19 protein-coding genes are annotated in these 19,902 nt (G+C 64.1%); 10 read left to right on the top strand and 9 right to left on the bottom strand.

The features are described from left to right. Positions 1 to 147 precede the first annotated feature (147 nt). Positions 148 to 927, bottom strand: coding sequence for an NAD kinase (locus RMO89_RS16470; protein ID WP_310534481.1), 780 nt, complete (start codon positions 925 to 927; stop codon positions 148 to 150). Positions 928 to 1,034: 107 nt separating this feature from the next. Between RMO89_RS16470 and RMO89_RS16465 the strand changes: the two genes are divergently transcribed. Continuing rightward, complete coding sequence (locus tag RMO89_RS16465; RefSeq protein WP_310534480.1) at positions 1,035 to 2,309, top strand: bifunctional diguanylate cyclase/phosphodiesterase; 1,275 nt, start codon at positions 1,035 to 1,037, stop codon at positions 2,307 to 2,309. A 63-nt stretch (positions 2,310 to 2,372) separates the two neighbouring features. On the opposite strand, the gene RMO89_RS16460 is transcribed toward RMO89_RS16465, so the two are convergent. The 5 genes from RMO89_RS16460 to hisG all read right to left on the bottom strand — a co-directional run bounded on the left by RMO89_RS16460 (position 2,373) and on the right by hisG (position 8,012). Beyond that, a complete protein-coding gene (locus RMO89_RS16460) occupies positions 2,373 to 4,478 on the bottom strand; it encodes a sodium-translocating pyrophosphatase (protein ID WP_310534479.1) in 2,106 nt (701 codons plus the stop codon). Positions 4,479 to 4,603: 125 nt separating this feature from the next. After that, positions 4,604 to 5,473, bottom strand: a complete 870-nt coding sequence (gene thiL / locus RMO89_RS16455; protein ID WP_310534477.1) for a thiamine-phosphate kinase — start codon at positions 5,471 to 5,473, stop codon at positions 4,604 to 4,606. Between the two features lie 162 nt (positions 5,474 to 5,635). Beyond that, positions 5,636 to 6,070, bottom strand: a complete 435-nt coding sequence (gene nusB, locus RMO89_RS16450; protein WP_310534476.1) for a transcription antitermination factor NusB — start codon at positions 6,068 to 6,070, stop codon at positions 5,636 to 5,638. Beyond that, positions 6,067 to 7,359: a histidinol dehydrogenase gene (gene hisD / locus RMO89_RS16445; protein ID WP_310534475.1), complete on the bottom strand. Its 1,293-nt coding sequence runs from the start codon at positions 7,357 to 7,359 to the stop codon at positions 6,067 to 6,069. Before hisD ends, nusB begins: the two co-directional genes overlap by 4 nt. Further along, the gene (hisG, locus tag RMO89_RS16440; RefSeq protein WP_310534474.1) at positions 7,359 to 8,012 is read right to left on the bottom strand and encodes an ATP phosphoribosyltransferase; all 654 of its coding nucleotides are present in this window, start codon (positions 8,010 to 8,012) and stop codon (positions 7,359 to 7,361) included. The genes hisD and hisG overlap by 1 nt, the downstream gene beginning before the upstream one ends. A 39-nt stretch (positions 8,013 to 8,051) precedes the next feature. Here hisG and RMO89_RS16435 point away from each other — a divergent pair, with 39 nt between their 5' ends. The 4 genes from RMO89_RS16435 to RMO89_RS16420 all read left to right on the top strand — a co-directional run bounded on the left by RMO89_RS16435 (position 8,052) and on the right by RMO89_RS16420 (position 12,474). Next, positions 8,052 to 9,119 carry a DUF2332 domain-containing protein gene (locus tag RMO89_RS16435; RefSeq protein WP_310534473.1) on the top strand — a complete coding sequence of 356 codons (1,068 nt, stop codon included), beginning with the start codon at positions 8,052 to 8,054 and terminating at the stop codon, positions 9,117 to 9,119. Between the two features lie 120 nt (positions 9,120 to 9,239). Next, the gene (gene guaB / locus RMO89_RS16430; RefSeq protein ID WP_310534472.1) at positions 9,240 to 10,709 is read left to right on the top strand and encodes an IMP dehydrogenase; all 1,470 of its coding nucleotides are present in this window, start codon (positions 9,240 to 9,242) and stop codon (positions 10,707 to 10,709) included. 9 nt (positions 10,710 to 10,718) lie between these two features. Next, complete coding sequence (locus tag RMO89_RS16425) at positions 10,719 to 11,894, top strand: RsmB/NOP family class I SAM-dependent RNA methyltransferase (protein WP_310534470.1); 1,176 nt, start codon at positions 10,719 to 10,721, stop codon at positions 11,892 to 11,894. A gap of 73 nt (positions 11,895 to 11,967) precedes the next feature. After that, positions 11,968 to 12,474: a tetratricopeptide repeat protein gene (locus tag RMO89_RS16420; RefSeq protein ID WP_310534469.1), complete on the top strand. Its 507-nt coding sequence runs from the start codon at positions 11,968 to 11,970 to the stop codon at positions 12,472 to 12,474. On the opposite strand, the gene RMO89_RS16415 is transcribed toward RMO89_RS16420, so the two are convergent. Then, positions 12,475 to 12,972 carry an RNA pyrophosphohydrolase gene (locus tag RMO89_RS16415; RefSeq protein WP_310534468.1) on the bottom strand — a complete coding sequence of 166 codons (498 nt, stop codon included), beginning with the start codon at positions 12,970 to 12,972 and terminating at the stop codon, positions 12,475 to 12,477. A gap of 205 nt (positions 12,973 to 13,177) precedes the next feature. Between RMO89_RS16415 and RMO89_RS16410 the strand changes: the two genes are divergently transcribed. Genes RMO89_RS16410 through RMO89_RS16400 form a run of 3 tightly spaced genes read left to right on the top strand, consistent with a single transcriptional unit; the run spans position 13,178 to position 16,431 of the window. Continuing rightward, complete coding sequence (locus tag RMO89_RS16410; RefSeq protein WP_310534467.1) at positions 13,178 to 15,139, top strand: 2-oxoacid:acceptor oxidoreductase subunit alpha; 1,962 nt, start codon at positions 13,178 to 13,180, stop codon at positions 15,137 to 15,139. A gap of 40 nt (positions 15,140 to 15,179) precedes the next feature. Then, on the top strand, positions 15,180 to 15,386 hold the full coding sequence (locus RMO89_RS16405) for a hypothetical protein (protein ID WP_310534465.1): 207 nt from the start codon (positions 15,180 to 15,182) through the stop codon (positions 15,384 to 15,386). Between the two features lie 13 nt (positions 15,387 to 15,399). Beyond that, positions 15,400 to 16,431 carry a 2-oxoacid:ferredoxin oxidoreductase subunit beta gene (locus RMO89_RS16400; RefSeq protein WP_310534464.1) on the top strand — a complete coding sequence of 344 codons (1,032 nt, stop codon included), beginning with the start codon at positions 15,400 to 15,402 and terminating at the stop codon, positions 16,429 to 16,431. Here RMO89_RS16400 and RMO89_RS16395 read toward each other — a convergent pair. After that, the gene (locus tag RMO89_RS16395) at positions 16,428 to 17,147 is read right to left on the bottom strand and encodes a phosphatase PAP2 family protein (protein ID WP_310534463.1); all 720 of its coding nucleotides are present in this window, start codon (positions 17,145 to 17,147) and stop codon (positions 16,428 to 16,430) included. The genes RMO89_RS16400 and RMO89_RS16395 overlap by 4 nt on opposite strands. Positions 17,148 to 17,212: 65 nt before the next feature. On the opposite strand from RMO89_RS16395, the gene RMO89_RS16390 reads away from it, so the two are divergent. Then, positions 17,213 to 18,133: a metal-dependent hydrolase gene (locus RMO89_RS16390; protein ID WP_310534462.1), complete on the top strand. Its 921-nt coding sequence runs from the start codon at positions 17,213 to 17,215 to the stop codon at positions 18,131 to 18,133. Further along, a complete protein-coding gene (locus RMO89_RS16385; protein ID WP_310534461.1) occupies positions 18,130 to 19,497 on the top strand; it encodes a deoxyribodipyrimidine photo-lyase in 1,368 nt (455 codons plus the stop codon). The genes RMO89_RS16390 and RMO89_RS16385 overlap by 4 nt, the downstream gene beginning before the upstream one ends. On the opposite strand, the gene RMO89_RS16380 is transcribed toward RMO89_RS16385, so the two are convergent. Further along, positions 19,479 to 19,835 carry a PilZ domain-containing protein gene (locus RMO89_RS16380; RefSeq protein ID WP_310534459.1) on the bottom strand — a complete coding sequence of 119 codons (357 nt, stop codon included), beginning with the start codon at positions 19,833 to 19,835 and terminating at the stop codon, positions 19,479 to 19,481. The genes RMO89_RS16385 and RMO89_RS16380 overlap by 19 nt on opposite strands. Positions 19,836 to 19,902: the final 67 nt, after the last annotated feature.

Raw genomic sequence — 19,902 nt, 5'->3', positions numbered from 1 at the left:
CTGAGTAGGATTCGAACCTACGGCCACTCGATTAACAGTCGAGAGCTCTACCGCTGAGCTATCAGGGAACAAACCCGGCAACTGCGGTCAATGCCGGGGCAGGGGTGCGCCTATAGCAGCGCTGATACGTTTGGCAACAGGGTAAGTTCACACCTGGAACTGTTCTGCGAAAATCCTTTCCTCAAGCGACTTGCCGGGATCGAAAAGCAGGGTCAGCTGGTGCTCGCGCGCTACCGAAATGAGGACTTCCGCCACGTTGCGCACTTCCTTCTGGTCGGCGACTGCGGCGACAGGGCGCTTGTCCGGTTCGCGCACGCAGAAACACACCTCGGCGCTGTCAGGCAGAATCGCGCCCTTCCAGCGGCGCGGACGGAACGGGCTGAGCGGGGTCAGCGCCAGCATGCCGCAACCCAGCGGCAGGATCGGGCCGTTGGCGGAGAGGTTATAAGCCGTGGAGCCGGCAGGAGTCGCCACCAAAACTCCGTCACCGGCCAGTTCGGCCATACGGACCTTGCCGTTGACCTTGACCTCAAGCTTCGCGGTCTGGCGGGTTTCGCGCAGCAGCGATACCTCGTTGATGGCGTAGTACTTGTGCTCTTTTCCGCCGATGGTGCGGGCGCGCATTTCGAGCGGCACGACGGCCACTTCGCGGGCGCGGGCGACCCGTTCGGCAATTGGTCGGCTACCGCGGTGGCGGTTCATCAGGAAGCCGACAGTGCCCAGGTTCACGCCATAGACCGGCACCACCCGGCCGACATCAAGCATGCGGTGCAGAACGTGCAGCATGAAGCCATCGCCGCCCAGCACGACCAGCGCATCGGCCTTGTCCGTGCGCACCCAGTCATGCGCGCTGCGCAGCGCTTCCGCGCCTTCCTGCGCTTTGGCCGTATCGGAGACGACCAGCGCCAGTTTCAAGTCCTTGCCCATGCTGCGTGCCTCGTATCGGGTACCCCGGATTTTGGCAACGACCGGATCTTGGCATGAATCGCTGCGGCTTGAACAATTTGCAAACCATTAGTGCTAAGGCTCGGACCATGGATGTGCTTGCCTTGGCCGAACGTGACGCGCTGACCGGCCTGATGGGCGCCGATGCCGCGCGCCAGCAGCTGGGGCGCTGGCTTGAGGAAGGGCCGGTGCACGCGCTGCTGCTGGCTTTTCCCAGGCTCGATGCGATCAACCTCGCCTGGGGCGCGAGTGCCGGTGATGGCGCGCTGGCCGAGGTTGCGACGCGGCTGACCCATTACGCCGGTAGCGAGATCGACGCCGCATGGTTCGCCGCACGGATTGGCGGTGGCAGTTTCCTGCTGGCGTCGCGCGAAGCCTGCAGCCGCGAACGCTGGGCAATCATCGCCGAGGGGCTGGCTGAGGCTGTTGCCCGACCTATTGGCGCGCAGGCGGGTGACATGCGGCTCTCACCCCGACTTGCCCTGCTGCGGGCCGCTCCGGGCGAGGATGCCGAATCGGTGCTCGACCGGCTAGGGCAGGCGCAATCGGCGCTCGGGCAGAAATCATCGCAGCGGATCGGCTGGGTGGGCGGCAAGGTATCGGGCGTGGGCCGCAGCGCCGCGCGTCTTGATGCGGACCTGCTGCAGGCGATTGACCGTGACGAGATCGAGATCCTGTTCCAGCCGCAATATGCGCTGCCGGGAGATGCGCTGATCGGGGCGGAAGCGCTGGCCCGTTGGCAGCATCCCAAGTTGGGGTTGATCGGTGCCGGGGCGCTGTTCGCGATTGCCGAGCGAGCCGATCACGTGGCGCAGCTCTCGCACCATATCGCGGCCAAGGCGTGCAAGCTGGCGGCGACATGGCCGGATCACCTGCACCTGTCGATCAACGTGACGGCGGCCGATCTGGCGGCAGACAATTACGCCGAAGTCCTGGCAGGCATCGTCGCGCGCAGCGGCATGGCGGCAGAGCGGATCGTGCTCGAAGTTACCGAACAGGCGCTTGTCTGGGATATTGCGCTGGCCCGCCGTTCACTGACCGCGCTGGTCGGGCAGGGCATGGGTGTCGCGCTCGACGATTTCGGCGCGGGCTTCTGCAACTTTCGCTACCTTAAACTGCTGCCGCTGCAGAAGCTGAAGCTCGACCGGACGATGGTTGAAGGCATCGCCGATGATCCGCGCGATCTGGCCGTGCTGCGCGGCATCGTCGCCATGGCGCGCGCGCTGGGGTTGGGGGTGTTGGCTGAGGGGATCGAGAACCATGCGCAGCGGGCTGCGGTTGAGGCTGAAGGGTGCTGTGCCTGGCAGGGATTCTTGGGTGCGAAGCCGATGAGCGACGCTGCTTTCCGCGAATTGTTCACCTAAAACAAAAACCCCGCCCGGCGAACCGGACGGGGCTTTGAATTCCGCCGAAGCGGAACGTTCAGATCAATGTGCCGCCAGCGCCGCGAGCAGAAGCAGCGCGACGATGTTGGTGATCTTGATCATCGGGTTCACGGCAGGACCGGCAGTATCCTTGTAGGGATCGCCGACCGTGTCGCCGGTCACCGCAGCCTTGTGGGCTTCAGAGCCCTTGCCGCCGTGGTGGCCGTCTTCGATGTATTTCTTGGCATTGTCCCATGCGCCGCCGCCCGAGGTCATCGAAACGGCGATGAACAGGCCGCCGACGATCACGCCCAGCAACATGGCACCCAGCGCGGCAAAGCCTGCCGCCTGATCGCCAGCCACCCAGGTGATCACATAGTACACTGCAATCGGTGCGAGCACCGGCAGCAGTGACGGCACGATCATTTCCTTGATCGCCGCCTTGGTGACCAGATCGACCGTGCGGGCATAGTCCGGCTTGGTCTCATAGGTCATGATGCCCGGGTTGTTCTTGAACTGGTCACGAACGTCCTTGACCACGTCGCCCGCTGCGCGGCCAACGGCGGTCATGCCCATCGAACCGAACAGGTTCGGGAGCAGGGCGCCGAGCAGAAGCCCGACGATGACATAGGGATTTTCTAGGCTGAAATTGACGTCAAGGTTCGGGAAGAATTCCTTGAGGTCAGTCGTATAAGCAGCAAACAGCACCAGCGCGGCAAGACCGGCCGAACCGATGGCATAGCCCTTGGTCACGGCCTTGGTGGTGTTGCCCACGGCGTCGAGCGCGTCGGTCTTTTCACGGACCGAATCGTCGAGGCCGGCCATTTCGGCAATGCCGCCGGCGTTGTCGGTGACAGGACCGTAAGCGTCGAGCGCCACGACCATGCCGGCCAGTGCCAGCATCGCGGTTGCCGCATAGGCAATGCCCATCAGGCCCGCCAGCTGGTAAGCGATGATGATGCCGGCGCAGATGACGATGGTCGGCAGGGCGGTGGCTTCAAGGCTGATGGCCAGACCCTGGATCACGTTGGTGCCGTGGCCCGTTTCCGAAGCCTTGGCGATCGACTTCACCGGGCGATAGTTGGTGCCGGTGTAGTATTCGGTGATCCAGATGATCAGGCCGGTGATGACCAGACCCAGGAACGAGCAATAGAACAGCGTGCGCCCGGTGAATTCCTGGGCAGCGCCCGGGTTGATCACCGTTTCCATGCCGCCCAGCGCGTGGCTGATGGCCCACCAGATGGCGGGAACCGACAGCACGGCCGTCACCAGGAAGCCCTTGTACATGGCGCCCATGATGTTCTTGCCGCCACCGAGGCGAACGAAGTAGGTGCCGATGATCGAAGTGACGATGCAAACGCCGCCGATCAGCAGCGGCAGCGCCATCAGCGCTTCCAGATTGGCAACGCCCTTCAGCAGCAGTGCGGTGAGAACCATGGTCGCACCGACGGTGACAACATAGGTTTCGAACAGGTCGGCAGCCATGCCGGCGCAGTCGCCCACGTTGTCGCCCACGTTATCGGCGATAACCGCCGGGTTGCGTGGATCGTCTTCGGGAATGCCTGCTTCGACCTTGCCGACGAGATCGGCACCGACGTCTGCGGCCTTGGTGAAGATACCGCCGCCGAGACGCGCGAAGATCGAGATCAGCGAGGCGCCAAAGGCGAGGGCGACAAGGCCATCGACAACCGTGCGGTCATCGCCGCCCACCGAATAGCCTGCCACCTGGGTCAGGTACCAGTAGAACCCGGCGATGGCGAGGAGCGCGAGGCCCGCGACCAGCATGCCGGTGATGGCACCGGCGCGGAACGCCAGCGTCAGGCCCTGCTGCAAGCCGGTCTGCGCCGCAGCCGCCGTCCGCACGTTGGCGCGCACCGAGATGTTCATCCCGATGAAGCCCGCCACGCCCGAAAGCACTGCGCCGATGATGAAGCCGGTGGCCGAAATCGTACCAAGGGCGAAAGCGACGATTGCCGCCACGATCACGCCGACGATGGCGATGGTGGTGTACTGGCGCTTCAGATAGGCTTGAGCGCCTTCCTGGATGGCCGCAGCAATTTCCTGCATTTTTGCGTTGCCGGCAGAAGCGCCGAGCACCTGGGTACTGGTAAACGCGCCGTATGCGACGGCGACCAGACCCAGGATAATGGAGATCGTGACTAGGCTCACGGTGTTGCCCCTCCTGTTTAAGAATCCTCTCGAAAAGCGACCCGTTTTTGATTTTTGGAGTCACCCGTGGCGGAGGGCTAAAGTGGCACCGGTGCCTGCGCAACCCCAAATCGCCCGGTTTCCCCTTAGCTGTGGACGAAACCGGGCCGATCGTCCGGGGAAAGGGCCTTTCCGTCCAGAAGCAGGGCGTTTTCCGACCGTTGCAACACTTCGCCGATCTTCGTGGCCGGGGCGGCCGGCAGCACTCCGGCGGGGAGGGTAAACAGCAGTTCGTAGTCGTCGCCCCAGCGCAAGGCCTCGGCGCGGCGGCTTTCGGGCACGGCGATGGGTACGGCGGCGCTATCTATGGCGAAGGTTGCGGCAGAGGCGGTCGCCATGCGCAAGGCATCGAGCAGCAGGCCGTCGGATACATCCATCATCGCGGTAACCTGCGGGGCCAGCGCCAGCCCCTCGGCAAGGCGAGCCTGCGGGCGGCGATAGGCGGTGCTGTCACCCGAACCGACCTTCAGCGCCTCCAGTCCGGCCATGGCTCCGCCGACCGATCCGGTGAGCCAGATTGCATCGCCAACTTCCGCGCCGCTGCGCGATGGGACTGGCGTAAAGGTCGCGCGGCCAATTGCGGTGAGGCCCAGTGATTGCGGCCCGTTCGCGCCGGTGGTGTCCCCGCCGAGCAGCTTCGCGCCATAGTGATCCAGCGCCTCGGCGAGGCCAGCAACAAAGCGGGCGTCATCCTGCGCGAGCTGGTAGCCCAGCAACACGCCAATCGGTTCGGCACCCTTCGCAGCAAGGTCGGAAATATTGGTCGCCACCAGCTTCCACGCGACATCGGCGGGATCTTGGCCGGCTAGGAAGTGAACCCCTTCGACCATTGAGTCATGGGTCAGCACGATAGTCTCGCCGCCGACTTCCAGCACGGCGGCATCATCATTGAGCCCGCGCGCGCCGGGATGGACGGCCAGCGCCCGCAAGGCCTCGATGAAGGCGAGCTCCTTCATTCCTTGATCCTCTCCATTTTCACGCAGTACAAATGGGGAGGTGGCAGCGCGAAGCGCTGACGGAGGGGTCTTTTGGCGGGCGTCGATACCCCTCCGTCAGTCGCCTTTGGCGCCTGCCACCTCCCCAATTGGCTACGCAAATTGGAGAGGATCCGGAAGGTGTCAACGCACAGCCTTTGCGACGGCATCCAGCACGCCATTCACGAACTTGGCTTCCCGCTTGTCAAAGAAGGCGTGGGCGACGTCGAGGTATTCGCTGATCACGCTGCCGGTGGGCACGTCGGCGCGGGCCATCAACTCGTAGGTGCCGGCGCGCAGGATCTGCAGCATGGTGCGGTCGAGCCGCGCCAGTGACCAGCCTTCGGCCAGGCGCTCGGAAAGCAGCGCGTCGATCTCGTCGCGGCGGGCGATGGTGCCGCTGACGACATCATCAAAGAACTGCGTTTCGGCCTCCTCGAACTGCATATCCTCGATTTCCGCGCCCAGACGGTGCTGGTGGAATTCGTCAAGCAGGCGCGGCAAGCGGGTGTCTTCCATGGTGTGCTGATACAACGCTTGCACCGCGGCAAGGCGGGCTGCGGAACGGGACTTGCTCATATTCCGAGCCTCACTTCAATGGAACGGGCGTGCGCAGGAAGGCCCTCGGCATCGGCCAGCGCAATGGCTGCGGGCCCGATCTTGCCGAGCGACTTCGCATCGCACTGGATGAAACTGGTGCGCTTCATGAAATCGAGCACCGACAGGCCCGAAGAAAAGCGCGCGCGCCGCCCGGTGGGCAGCACGTGGTTAGGCCCGGCGACATAGTCACCCACGGCCTCGGGCGTGTGACGGCCAAGGAACACCGAACCGGCGTGGCGGATTTGCCTGAACAGCGCCTCGGGATCGTCAGTGGCGATCTCGACGTGTTCAGCGGCGAGTGCGTTGGCGAGGGCGGGGGCTTCGTCCAGCGATGCCACTTCGATGATCACGCCGTGCGTTTTCCAGCTCTCAGCCGCGACGCGCGCGGTGGGCAGCATGGCGAGTTCGACACCGACGCGGTCGGCCACGGTATCTGCGAACAGCGGATCGTCGGTGATCAGGATCGATTGTGCGGCGGGATCGTGTTCGGCCTGGCTGAGCAGGTCGGCGGCAATCCAGTCGGCGTCGTTCTTGCCATCGGCAATGACGAGAATTTCGCTTGGGCCCGCGACCATGTCGATACCGACAACTCCGAACAGCTGGCGCTTGGCTTCGGCCACCCAGGCATTGCCGGGGCCGGTGATGACGTCGACCGGCTTGATCCGCTTGGTGCCATAGGCCAGCGCGGCAACGGCCTGTGCTCCGCCAATGCGCCACACCTCGTCAACCCCGGCAAGGTGCGCGGCGGCGAGGACCAGCGGATTAACCGCACCCTTGGGCGTCGGCGTGACGACAACCAGCCGCTCAACGCCGGCGACCTTGGCCGGAATCGCGTTCATCAGCAGCGACGAGGGATAGGCCGCGCGTCCGCCCGGAACGTAAAGCCCGGCGGCATCGACCGCATTCCACCGCGCGCCGAGGCGGACGCCGTGCTTGTCGGTATCGTCGCGGTCGGCTGGAACCTGGGCTTCGTGATAGGCGCGGATGCGCTTGGCCGCCATTTCGAGCGCGGCGCGCAGGTCCGGCTGGAGATTGTCGAACGCCTCGCGGCAGGACTCGGCGGAAATCGACCAGTCAGCCTCGCTGGCAAGGGCGTGACCGTCAAACCGTTCGGTCAGGTCGGCCACCGCCTCGTCACCGCGGTTGCGCACGTCATCGAGGATGATCTGCACGTCGCGCGCGACATCGTCATCGCTCTCGCGCCGGTCATTGACCAGTCGCCGGAACGCTTGATCGAAGCCGGCATCGCGGGTGTTCAGCCGCAACATCAGGCGGCGTCCCTCGCGCCCATGGCGGCGCGGAAGGCATCGACCAGCGCGCCGATGCGGGCATCGGTCTTGAGCGCGGCGCGGTTGACGATCAGGCGGGCGGAGACCGGCAGGATCACGCTGGTTTCTTCAAGCCCGTTGTCCTTGAGCGTGCGGCCCGTGGACACGAGATCGACGATCCGGCTGGCGAGGCCAAGACCCGGCGCCAGTTCCATCGCGCCGTTGAGCTTCACTACCTCGGCCTGGATGCCCATGGCTTCGAAGTGGCGGCGGGTGAGGTTGGGATATTTGCTGGCGACGCGCAGGTGGCTGACGGGTCCGCCGCCATGCTGGCCAACCGGCTCGGCGACTGAAAGGCGGCAGTGGCCAATGTCGAGATCGACCGGCGCGTAAAGGTCGGAAAAGGCGAACTCTTCGACCACGTCAGACCCGACGATCCCGGCCTGTGCCGCCCCGTGCGCCACGAATGTCGCCACGTCGAAAGCGCGCACGCGGATGACCGCCATGTCGGGGTTCTCGCAGGCGAAGGAGAGCGCGCGGCTGTTCTTGTCATGGAACTCGGCCTCGGGCACCACACCGGCACGCGCCATCAGCGGCAGCGCCTCGTCGAGGATGCGCCCCTTGGGCACGGCGAAGATAAGCGGCTTGGACATGGCGCGCGCCTTAGGGCGAGCCGCGCAAAAGGGCAACATATGGCAAGAGATCATGACATACCGATGGACGAGGCAAATGTCGTGCGCACGCTCGAATGGCAGGCCGACCATGCCACCCGCAACGGCGCGCCATGTACCGGGAGGCTGGTCCGCGCCTTCATTCCGTTGCTGGCGGGGACGAGCAAGGTCGGCCAGCGGATGCGCGAATGGCCGGGGCTAAGTCTTGAAGATGCCATGCCGTTGCGGTTGGCGGGGGGCTTTCACTATCTGCACCTGACGGGGACGGACCAGCGGATAGAACCGGTATATCGCGGTCAAGTGACCGATCCGGAGGCGGTTGAAGCCATTGTTGTTGGAGTGGTCGCCGATCATGACGAAGCGCTACTCGCATGGTTCGCCGGCCCGCCGCAGACCAATGAGGCAGGGCGCTCAGCGGGCATCATGGCGCAGCTTTTGTGGCTGTCCGGGCGGCTGGGGCCGCGATTCGAACTGAACGAGATCGGTTCGAGCGCGGGCATCAACACGATGATGGACCGCTTTGCATTTGACCTTGGCGGGGTTAGGGCGGGGGTTGAAGGCTCGCCGATGCTGATCCGCCCGGAATGGCGCGGGCCTCCGCCGCCGGCCGGGCCAGTGGAGATCGTCTCGATCAGGGGCTGCGATGTGCAGCCTATCGACTTGTCCGACCCGGCAGAGGCGCTGCGTCTCAAGTGCTACGTATGGCCCGATATGCCCGAGCGGCTGGCGCGGATCGACGCCGCGATTGCACTTGCCGCGAGGCAACGGCCCGATGTTGTGCAGATGGACGCGGCCGATTGGGTGGAGCGGCGTCTGGCTGATCCACAGGCGCAAGGCGTCACCCGTGTGCTGTTCCACTCGATCGTTTGGCAATATATCCCGGAAGAGGGGCGCGGCCGGATAGAAGCTGCAATGGCAGCGGCCGGCGCGCGAGCGACGGCGGAGCGGCCGCTCGCCTGGGTGACTGTCGAAACCAACCGCCAGACCTTCCGCCACGAACTGCGCTGCCGCTTCTGGCCAGGCGGTAAAGTGGAGACGCTATTGGGCGAGGCCCACGCGCATGGGGCTTGGGTCGAGTGGTTTGGGTAACCTGATGAGCGTAGATTAGGGGCGCTTTTCTTGTTAGAAACCTTACCCGGCAAAGCCACTAGCCCAATTGGCATCGCTTGGTTACATGGGCCGCCACGATTCTCCCAGCGGACGGTACCTGTGGCAAACCTCGACATTCCTCTCGGCCTTACCTTTGACGACGTGCTGCTGCGTCCGGCCGAGTCCGATATCCTGCCATCGATGGCGGATACCCGCACGCAGCTGACGCGGTCGATTTCCTTGAATATCCCGGTGATTTCATCGGCCATGGACACTGTGACCGAAGCCGACATGGCGATCGTCATGGCGCAGCTTGGCGGCATCGGCGTTTTGCACCGTAACCTGACGATCGATGAGCAGTGCGCCGCGGTTCGAGCGGTCAAGCGGTTCGAGAGCGGCATGGTGGTCAATCCGATCACCATCGGCCCTGACGCCACGCTGGGTGAGGCGCAGGCGATCATGACGGCGAACCGCATCAGCGGTATCCCGGTGGTGGAAGCGGGCGGCAAGCTGGTCGGCATCCTGACCAACCGCGACGTGCGCTTTGCCCAGAACCCCAGCCAGCCCGTGCGCGAACTGATGACGCACGAAAACCTCGCCACGGTGCGCCCTGGCGTCAGCCAGGTCGATGCCCAGCGTCTGCTGCACCAGCGCCGCATCGAAAAGCTGCTGGTCGTTGATGATGCCTATCACTGCATCGGGCTGGTCACGGTGAAGGACATGGAAAAGGCCGTAACCTATCCCAATGCGACCAAGGACGACACTGGCCGCCTGCGTGTCGCCGCCGCGACCACGGTGGGTGACAAGGGCTTCGAACGCACTGAGGCACTGCTTGCCGCTGAATGCGACGTCGTGATCATCGATACCGCGCATGGCCATAACAAGGATGTCGCCCGCGCAGTTGAACGCGTGAAAAAGCTTTCGAACTCGGCGCAGGTCATTGCCGGCAACATCGCCACCGGCGAAGCAGCGCGCGCGCTGATCGGTGCCGGTGCAGATGCGCTCAAGGTGGGCATCGGGCCGGGCTCGATTTGCACCACGCGCATTGTCGCGGGTGTCGGGGTGCCGCAACTCACCGCGATCATGGATGCCTGCGAAGCGGCCAACCAGTCCGGCGTGCCAGTGATCGCCGATGGCGGCCTGCGCACATCGGGCGATGCCGCCAAGGCGATTGCCGCCGGTGCCAGTTCGATTATGGTCGGCTCGATGCTGGCCGGCACCGAGGAAGCGCCGGGCGAGACGTTCCTTTATCAGGGCCGCGCCTACAAGTCGTACCGCGGCATGGGGTCTGTCGGGGCGATGGGCCGCGGATCGGCGGACCGCTATTTCCAGGGCGATATCAAGGACCAGATGAAGCTGGTGCCTGAAGGAATCGAAGGTCAGGTGCCCTACAAAGGCCCTGCCAAGGATGTCATTCACCAGCTTGTCGGCGGCATCAAGGCGGCGATGGGCTACACTGGTTCCGCCACGATCGATGACCTGCGCACCAAGGCGCAGTTCGTGCGGATCACCGGCGCGGGCCTTCGCGAAAGCCACGTCCACGATGTTACGATCACCCGAGAAGCGCCGAACTATCCCACTCGTGGCTGATCTTTCAGCATGACCCCGGCTGCACGGGTCCAGGCCGGAATCGAAATCCTCGATCTCGTTATCGCTGCTGCACGCACGGGCGGCGCGCCGGCGGATCGCATCGTCAGCGAATGGTTCCGCACGCGGCGCTTTGCCGGCAGCAAGGACCGCCGCGCAGTGCGAGAACTGGTATATTCGGCGATCCGCGCTTGCGGTGACGTGCCGCAGACCGGGCGCTCGGCCATGCTGCGGCTGGCCTGGGGCAATCCCGAACTGACCGCCTTGTTCGATGGGGCACCGCATGGTCCGGCACCGATCGGCATCCGTGAATCGATGGCCGGTGGCGGCGCGGCGCCCAAGTGGCTGACGCAGGCGCTCACCGCGTCCGATCTGGGCGGCGGGGAAATCGCTGCGCTGCTTGACCGCGCGCCGCTGGACGTTCGGATCAACCGGCTGAAAACCGAGCTTTTGGAATTGCCCGAACCGGGCGAACCCAGCATCGCGCCAAACGGCCTGCGCTTTCCTGCCGGCCTGCCGATCGACAAATGGGATGCCTTCCTCTCCGGCGCGATCGAAGTGCAGGATGCCGGTTCGCAGCTTGCCTGTGATGCCGTGCAGGCGCGGCCGGGGGAGAAGATCATCGATCTTTGCGCCGGCGCCGGGGGCAAGTCCCTGTCGCTCGCCGCGTCGATGGAGAATCAGGGCGAGATTGTGGCTTGCGACACGGATCGCCGCCGCCTCTCGCAGTTGCCGCCGCGTGCCGAGCGGGCCGGGGCGACGATCATCACCACGCAATTGCTCGATCCGGGCCGCGAACTGGCTTCGCTCGACAGCTGGCAGCGGCGGGCCGATGCCGTGCTTGTCGATGCGCCCTGTTCGGGCACTGGCACATGGAGGCGCAATCCGGAAGCACGCTGGCGGCTGACGACGAAGGAACTGGACCGGCTGGTGGCGCTGCAATCGCGGCTGCTTGCTGCCGGGGCCAAACTGGTGAGACCGGGCGGACGGCTGGTCTATGTCACCTGCTCGTTGCTTGACGGCGAAGGTGCTGGGCAGGTCGGCAACTTCCTAGCCGATCATCCCGGCTGGCGCTCCGAGCCGATCGATCTGCCCGCCGGCCGCCCACGTGGACCGGGCCTGCGGCTCACCCCGCAGCATGACGGAACCGACGGATTTTTCATCGCCAGTTTATCTTCGCCATGTTAGCCTTTGCCCAATGACCACCGCTGAGCCCATCGATACTCCTTCGGTTCACCGGCCCCGGGTTGGAGAGATTTTGATGCGTTACACTCCTGCCGCGCTGGCGCTGTCGCTGGCCCTCGCGCTGACATCCAGCGTGCTTTATTCTGCCGCGCCGATGGTTCTTGAGCCGCGCGCCGCTTCACTCCAGGCCGAAGGAAAGTCGGCTCTGGCTGGTGGTAACATCGAAGCTGCAATTGACGCGTTCGAGGCTGCACTGACAGTGCAGCCGGGTTCCGTCCAACTGACGCTCGACCTTGCTGAGGCGACGCGCCGGCAAGGTCTGCAGGGCAAGGCGCTGCACTATTACCGCAAGGCGCTGGTCGCCGATCCGCAGAACCTCGATGCCATTGCCGGTGAGGGCACCGCGCTGGTCGAAAAGGGCGCGGTCGAAAAGGCGCGCCGCAACCTGACCCGGCTTCAGGGCTTGTGCGGCAAGGATTGCTCGCAAGTGCAGTCGCTGTCCGCCGCGATCGCCAAGGGCCCAAGCCCCCGCGTGTTGACTGCCGAAGCGGTGAAGCCTTCGCCGACGGTCAGCGAGAATTGATCAGATAAGCGCCCGGAATTCATCCAACACGGAGCGGTAAACCCGCTTCTTGAACGGCACGATCACTTCGGGCAGCAGGTCGGGTTCCATCCACTTCCACGCATCAAATTCCGCCGGATCGTGCGCGTCGAGCCGCACGTCTTCGTCCGAACCGGTGAAGCGGGCAAGGATCCAGTGCTGGCGCTGACCGCGGTATTTGCCCTTCCACAGCTTGCCGAGCAATTCCTCGGGCAGGTCGTAAAGCAGTTCCTCGCGGGTCGTGGCGAGCAGGGTGACGTGATGTTCGCCGACGCCGGTTTCTTCCCACAGTTCGCGCAGGGCGGCCGCGTGCAGATCCTCGCCATCGTCGATCCCGCCCTGTGGCATCTGCCAGTAAACGCCTCCCTCATCAGGCTGGCCGCGCGTGTCGATGCGCTTGCCGACGAAGACCTGGCCCTCTGCATTTACCAGCATCACCCCCACGCAGGGGCGATAGGGAAGGGCAGTGTAATCCGTCATGCAAATGCTCCGATTGGGGAAAAACGCCGGGGCGTGGCGGGGATGGGCAGGTAAGCGACCATTCCCCGCTTGACTAGCAGGCTTTGCAGGAGTTTGCAGGAACAAGCTTTGGCGGTGAACAGATTTTCTGTCGTGCGCCCCGAAGCGGGAGAGCATAGGGCGGCATAAATGGTGCAGGGCGCTTTGCCGCCAGCAGAGGAAGATCATGGCAACAGTATTGGCCGACAGCGATAGTCAAGGCAGCGCATCGAGCGTGGCACATCCCGATGCAGTAGTGGTCCGTTTTGCCGGGGATTCCGGTGATGGCATGCAGCTTACCGGCGGGCAGTTCACCTTGTCCACCGCGCTGGCCGGCAACGACCTTGCGACCTTCCCCGATTTCCCCGCCGAAATCCGCGCGCCGCAGGGCACGCTGTTCGGTGTTTCGGCATTCCAGATCAACTTCGGCTCGACCGCGATCGAAACCGCGGGCGATCAGCCCGACGTGCTGGTGGCGATGAATCCGGCGGCGCTGAAGACCAACGTTCAGGCGCTGAAAGAAGGCGGACTCATCATTGCCGACAGCGGCGAGTTCACCAAGCGCAACCTCGAAAAGGCGAAGTACGAGGTGAGCCCGCTTGACGATGGCAGCCTGTCCAAGTGGAACCTGCTGGCCTTCGACATTTCCGCACTGACGCTGGAATCGGTGAAGCCGTTCGGCCTTGGCAACAAGGAAGCGCTGCGCTGCAAGAACATGTGGACGCTCGGCCTCGCGCTGTGGATGTTCGACCGTGACCGCGCGCCGCTGATCGAATGGCTGAAGGGCAAGTTCGCCAAGAACCCGGTGCTGGCCGATGCCAACATCGCCGCGCTCAACGCCGGTCATGCTTATGGCGAGACGGCGGAAATCGGCGGACAGGTCAAGAAAGTGCATGTCGATCCGGCGGCATCGACGCCCGGCCTCTATCGCACGGTTACCGGCGCGGACGCGATTGCTTATGGCCTTGTCGCCGGCGCGCAGCTTGCCGGGCTGAAGATGTTCTTCGGTGGCTATCCGATCACGCCAGCCAGTTCGATCCTGCACAACCTTGCCAAGCTCAAGGAATTCGGCGTCACCACCTTCCAGGCGGAAGACGAGATTGCCGCGATCTGCGCTGCCATCGGCGCATCTTATGCCGGCCAGCTGGGTGTGACCTCGTCATCCGGCCCGGGCATTGCGCTCAAGGGTGAGGCGATGGGGCTTGCGGTGATTACCGAACTGCCGCTGATCATTATCAACTCGCAGCGCGGCGGGCCGTCGACTGGCCTGCCGACCAAGACTGAGCAGAGCGATCTCTATCAGGCGGTCTATGGCCGCAACGGCGATACGCCGCTGCCGGTCATCGCCGCGCGTTCGCCGTCCGATGCCTTTGACTGCGCGATCGAGGCTTGCCGCATTGCCACGACCTACATGACACCGGTCATGCTGCTGACCGATGGCTATATCGCCAATGCCGCCGAACCGTGGCGCGTGCCGGACCCGGATTCGTTCGAACCGTTCCCGGTGACCTTCCTTGAGGAAGCCAACGGACCTGATGGCAAGGTTCTGCCTTACAAGCGTGACGAGCGCGGCGTGCGCCCGTGGATCAAGCCGGGCACGCCGGGCCTGATGCACCGCATCGGCGGCATCGAGAAGGCGCCGGAAACCGGCGATCTCGACTATTCGCCCGCCACGCATCAGTTGCAGACCGATGCCCGCAAGGACAAGGTCGATGGCGTCGCCAAATCGATCCCGGCGCAGGAAGTCACGCTCGGCAAGGAAGGCGGCAAGCTCGCCGTGGTCGGCTGGGGATCCACCTTCGGCCCGATCCATCAGGCCGTGCGCCGCGCGCGGGGCAAGGGCATGGACGTCAGCCACATCCACGTGCGCCACATCTGGCCGCTGCCCGCCAACCTTGGCGAGCTGCTCAAGTCCTATGACAAGATTCTGGTGCCCGAAATGAACACCGGCCAGTTCAAGACCGTGCTGCGCGACCAGTTCCTCGTCGATGCGCAGCCGCTCAACAAGGTGTCGGGTCAGCCCTTCGCCATTGCCGAGATCGAGGCCGCCATCGCGACCTACTTCGACGGCGTTCCCGGCAATGCGGGCGGCGATGATGTTCCGGTCAATGACAAGCAACTTCCAAGTATCGAAGGTGCAAATCTTTGAAGGCGCCTGCGTTTACGAATTAGGCGGCGGGTGAGAAACTGTGGCGTACATTGTGACAGGTAACGGTTTGGGTGGAGTTCAGCTCGAATACTTCGAACAAGCCCTTGAAAATGCGCGTTATCTGGCGTCGAAGATGAAAGACAACGGCGTAGCGAATGTAGCGATTACAGACGAGCTTGGTAACGCCGTCAGGATTACAGAAGATTACAGGTACACCAAAGCGCACTGGCGCTCGGATTTCCGGTGAAGGTACGACGAACATGAACGACATGACCCCCTTCCAGACGACCCTCAAGGACTGGGAATCGGACCAAGAAGTCCGCTGGTGCCCCGGTTGCGGAGACTATGCGATCCTCAAAGCGGTGCAGCGCACCCTGCCGGAACTCGGCTGTAACCCGTCGAACACGGTCTTCGTATCGGGCATCGGCTGCTCCAGCCGGTTCCCGTACTACATGTCGAGCTATGGCTTTCACACGATCCACGGCCGCGCGCCGGCGTTCGCTACCGGCATCAAGCTGGCCAATCCGAACCTAGACGTCTGGCTGGTAACCGGCGACGGCGATGGCATGTCGATCGGCGGCAACCATACGATGCACATGATCCGGCGCAACCTGAACTGCCAGATCATGCTGTTCAATAACGAGATTTACGGCCTGACCAAGGGCCAGTACTCGCCCACCAGCCGCACCGGCACGACCAGCCCGACGACTCCGGGCGGTTCGGTTGACCGGCCGATGCTGCCTTGCGCCTTCGCTCTCGGCGCCGGTGCGCGGTTCATTGCGCGCGGGTTTGACGTGTCGAAGAACCTGCCCGAAGTACTGAAGGCTGCCCACCGCCATCAGGGCGCGGCCTTCATCGAAATCTTCCAGAACTGCATCGTCTACAACAAGGACGTGTTCGAAGACTTCGCCGCGCCCAAGGGTGCCGAGGCGCGTCAGCTCTGGCTGAAGAATGGCGAGCCGATGCTGTTCAACGGCGGCACGCAGGGCATTACGCTCGATATCGATGCGCTGATCCTCAAGGTTGTCGATGTTGTCGATGGCGATTGGCAGGCGGCGGGCGTGATCGTCCACGACATTACCAACCGTTCGGTCGCGCATATGCTGGTCGAAATGCCGTTCGGGCCGTTCCCGATGGCGCTCGGCGTGATCTATGACGATCCGCGCCCGACCTATGAAACCGCCGTTCTCGAACAGGACGCGCGGATGAACGAGGGCAAGAGCGCGAACCTCGCCAAGTTGCTCGCCAAGGGTCAGACCTGGACGGTGGAGCCGGCCGGGCCGGACCTCTAGAGGCCATCTGGCACGGCATCGGCAAGGGCTTTCGCGGGGCGGTAGAACAGCGCTTCGGCAAGGAAGGCCCAGCCGGCGCCGCCCAGCCAGCCAGCGATCACGTCGCTGGGGTAATGCACGCCCAGAGCCACCCGGCTTGAGGCGACAAGCATCGACAAGATGCCGGCCGCGCCAATGAGCGTCCAGCGCACCCGCCGCCGCACGCTGCAGGTCGCAAAAGCGAGCGCGATGGCGATGAAGCCCAGCGCCGAATTGAAGCTGTGACCGCTCGGGAAGCTCATGCCGCCGGCTTCGACCAAGTGCGGCACGAGGTAAGGGCGAGGGCGGCCGACCAGATCCTTGATCGCCAGTTCGACGGCGAGGCCGGTGAGGATCGTGACCACCATCAGCACCGCCTCGCGCCGCAGCCGTAGGAAGAACAGCGCTACGAATGCGGCGATCGTGGCGATCGTGCGCAGGAACGTACCGCCCAGCGCGGTGACGTCCCGAACCGCCTCGGCAACCCCAGCCGAGCCGATCAACGACAGATCGCCGCCGTGGCGGAACAGGCGGAGACCTGCCTCGTCTAATGTGACGATCCGGCCAGAGTGAACCAGCCAGGTCATCAGGCCGAAGCCCAGCCAGCAGACAATCCCGGCGATTAGGGCGTGTTGAGGATCAACCTGCCACCCGCGCTGGGGCAGGACGACAGTTTCGGCGGGAAGCGGCGTATCCATGCGCGGCATAAGGCATTGGTTCGCCAAAGGTTGCAAGCGCGCGGCAATGTTGCCAACCACCGGCGATGGATAATCTCACCCATTCGCTGATCGGCGCGGCGCTCGGTCAGGCGGGGCTCAAGCGCAAGACGGGGCTGGCCATGCCGGCGCTTATCATCGCGGCGAACCTGCCGGATATCGATGCGCCTTGTGCGCTCTACGGTGTCGAATCGCTCGCGATGCGGCGGGGGATTACCCACGGGCCGATCGCGCTGGTGCTGCTGCCGCTGGTGCTGGCGGGGCTACTGATTGCTTTCGATCGCTGGCAGGCGAGAAGGGGTACACGGCCGGAGAAGCGCTTGCCGGTCCATGCCGGGTGGCTGGTGGCGCTTTGCTACATTGGTATCCTGACGCACCCGTTCTTCGATTGGCTGAACAGCTACGGCATCCGCCTGCTTGAACCGTTCTCGCACCGCTGGTTCTACGGGGACGCGCTGTTTATCGTTGATCCCTGGATATTGGCAATGCTTGGGGCCGGGATATGGCTGTCCCGACGCAGGGAGCGTGCGCAAAAACCGAAGGCATCGGCACCGGCACGCGTGGGAGCCTATGGTGTCATGGCCTACGTTGGCGTTAACCTTGCAATTACATGGGACCTGGCTCCCCAGCCGATCAGTTACGTAGAGAAGACAGTTGCCAACCCTGTTCCCATCGCCTTCTGGAAACGTGACCGGCTCACCAGAACCGTTGAAAATGAGCGCGGTAGTCAGATCGTGTCCATATCCGGCGATCAAGGTCAAGTATCGGATTTCGGCCCCATCAACATGTCCGACCCCCGCATCGCCGAGTGGTCGAAGAACGACCCTGCCGCGAAGGCATTCCTGTTCTGGAGCCGGATGCCGGTTGCAGAACTCCACGATGATCACATCACCCTGCGCGACCAGCGTTTCCTTGGTTCACCTGCGTCTGGCCAATTCACTGTGACCCTGCGAAAGCCCAAGCCATGACCGCCCCCGTAATAGTCTGGTTGCGCCGCGATCTTCGCCTTGCCGATCAGGCCGCATTTCACGCTGCGGCGCAGAGCGGCGCGCCGGTTATCCCGGTCTATGTTCTCGATGACGAGACGCCGAAGCATCGCGCAATGGGCGGGGCTTCGCGCTGGTGGCTGCACCATTCGCTCGCCAGCCTTGACGCCGACTTGCGGAAGCTGGGATCGCGCTTGATCCTGCGGCGCGGCGCGAGTGCAGAGGTGCTGGCAGCCCTCGCGGCAGAGACGGGCGCTCGCGAAGTCCACGGCCTGCACCACTACGAACCGTGGTGGCGCAATGCCGAGAAGGCGGCGGGCAAAGCGCTCGACCTGCATCTCCACCACGGCAATTACCTCGCGCCGCCGGGATCGGTGCTGACCGGCGGCGGGACGCCCTACAAGATATTCACGCCGTTCTGGCGCGCGCTGAGTGAGACTCTGCCGCCCCCCGATCCGCTGCCAGCTCCGGACAAGCTGTCCGCCCCTGAAAGTTGGCCAAAGTCGGACGATCTTGCCGATTGGGGCCTGCTCCCCACCAATCCCGACTGGGCCGGTGGTTTTCGCAGCGAATGGACGCCCGGGGAGGCCGGCGCGGCCGAGCGGCTGGAGGACTTCACCAATCAGGTCGCCCGCTATGCCGACCAGCGCAACCTGCCATCGGTCGAGGGCACGTCTCGCCTGTCTCCGCATCTGCATTTCGGGGAAGTGTCGCCCGCCACGATCTGGCACTCCGTTTCTTCGCGCAAGGGCAGCTCCGGCACCTTCCTCGGCGAGATCGGCTGGCGTGACTATGCGACCAACGTGGTCCAGCAGTTCCCGGATTACGGTGCGAAATCATACAAGACGGAGTTTGACAGCTTCCCCTGGCGCAGCGGCCCGGAAGCGGAAGCGGACCTCAAGGCATGGCAGCAGGGGCGCACCGGCTATCCCATTGTCGATGCAGGAATGCGACAGCTCTGGGCGACCGGGTGGATGCACAACCGGGTGCGGATGATCGCCGCCAGCTTCCTGATCAAGCATCTCTTGATCGACTGGAAGCGCGGCGAGGAGTGGTTCTGGGATACGCTGGTTGATGCCGATTATGCACAGAACGCGGTCAATTGGCAGTGGTCAGCCGGGAGCGGGGTCGATGCCAACATGTTCGTGCGGATCATGGCGCCGCTCACGCAGAGCCCGAAGTTCGATGCCGCCGGTTACATCCGCGAATGGGTGCCTGAACTGGCGAGGCTTAAGGACGACGTGATCCACGATCCCACGGTGCGACCCTCTGGTTATCCAGATCGGATCGTAGACCACGCCTTCGCTCGCAACCGGGCGTTGGAGGCTTACAGGATCGGCCGGTAAACCGAATCGCCGCGCCAGCGAGCGAGGATGTTGTCGTGCACGATCGGGCTGAGCAGGTTCTCGAAAGCGCAGCCGGCCAGGCTGTTGTCCCACCAGATTACTTGTGCGGGCAGGGCTTCAAGTCCGGGCAGCGTCAGCCAGCAGACCGATCCGGGATGCAGCCGGTTGATCGCCGAGCAGCAGAAGCCGCCCAGTGAAAGATCATGCACGACCGTAGTGAAGCTGCGCATGCCCGACGCGCGGAAGCTGCCGGGAATCTGGATGCGCGTGCGCGGGGCGCAGCGGTCTTCCTGTGCGGCGATATGGTAGCGGTCGGGGGCGAGATAGTCTGTGCTCATTGCCGTGCTCCGGTGTTGGCAGGCCGACGTCCCGAAAGCGGAAAACCGGACAACAAGCGCACGCGAC

Source organism: Novosphingobium sp. (genome assembly GCF_031424035.1).
Taxonomy (GTDB): Bacteria; Pseudomonadota; Alphaproteobacteria; order Sphingomonadales; family Sphingomonadaceae; genus Novosphingobium.
This window is presented reverse-complemented; position numbering and strand designations above follow the sequence as displayed.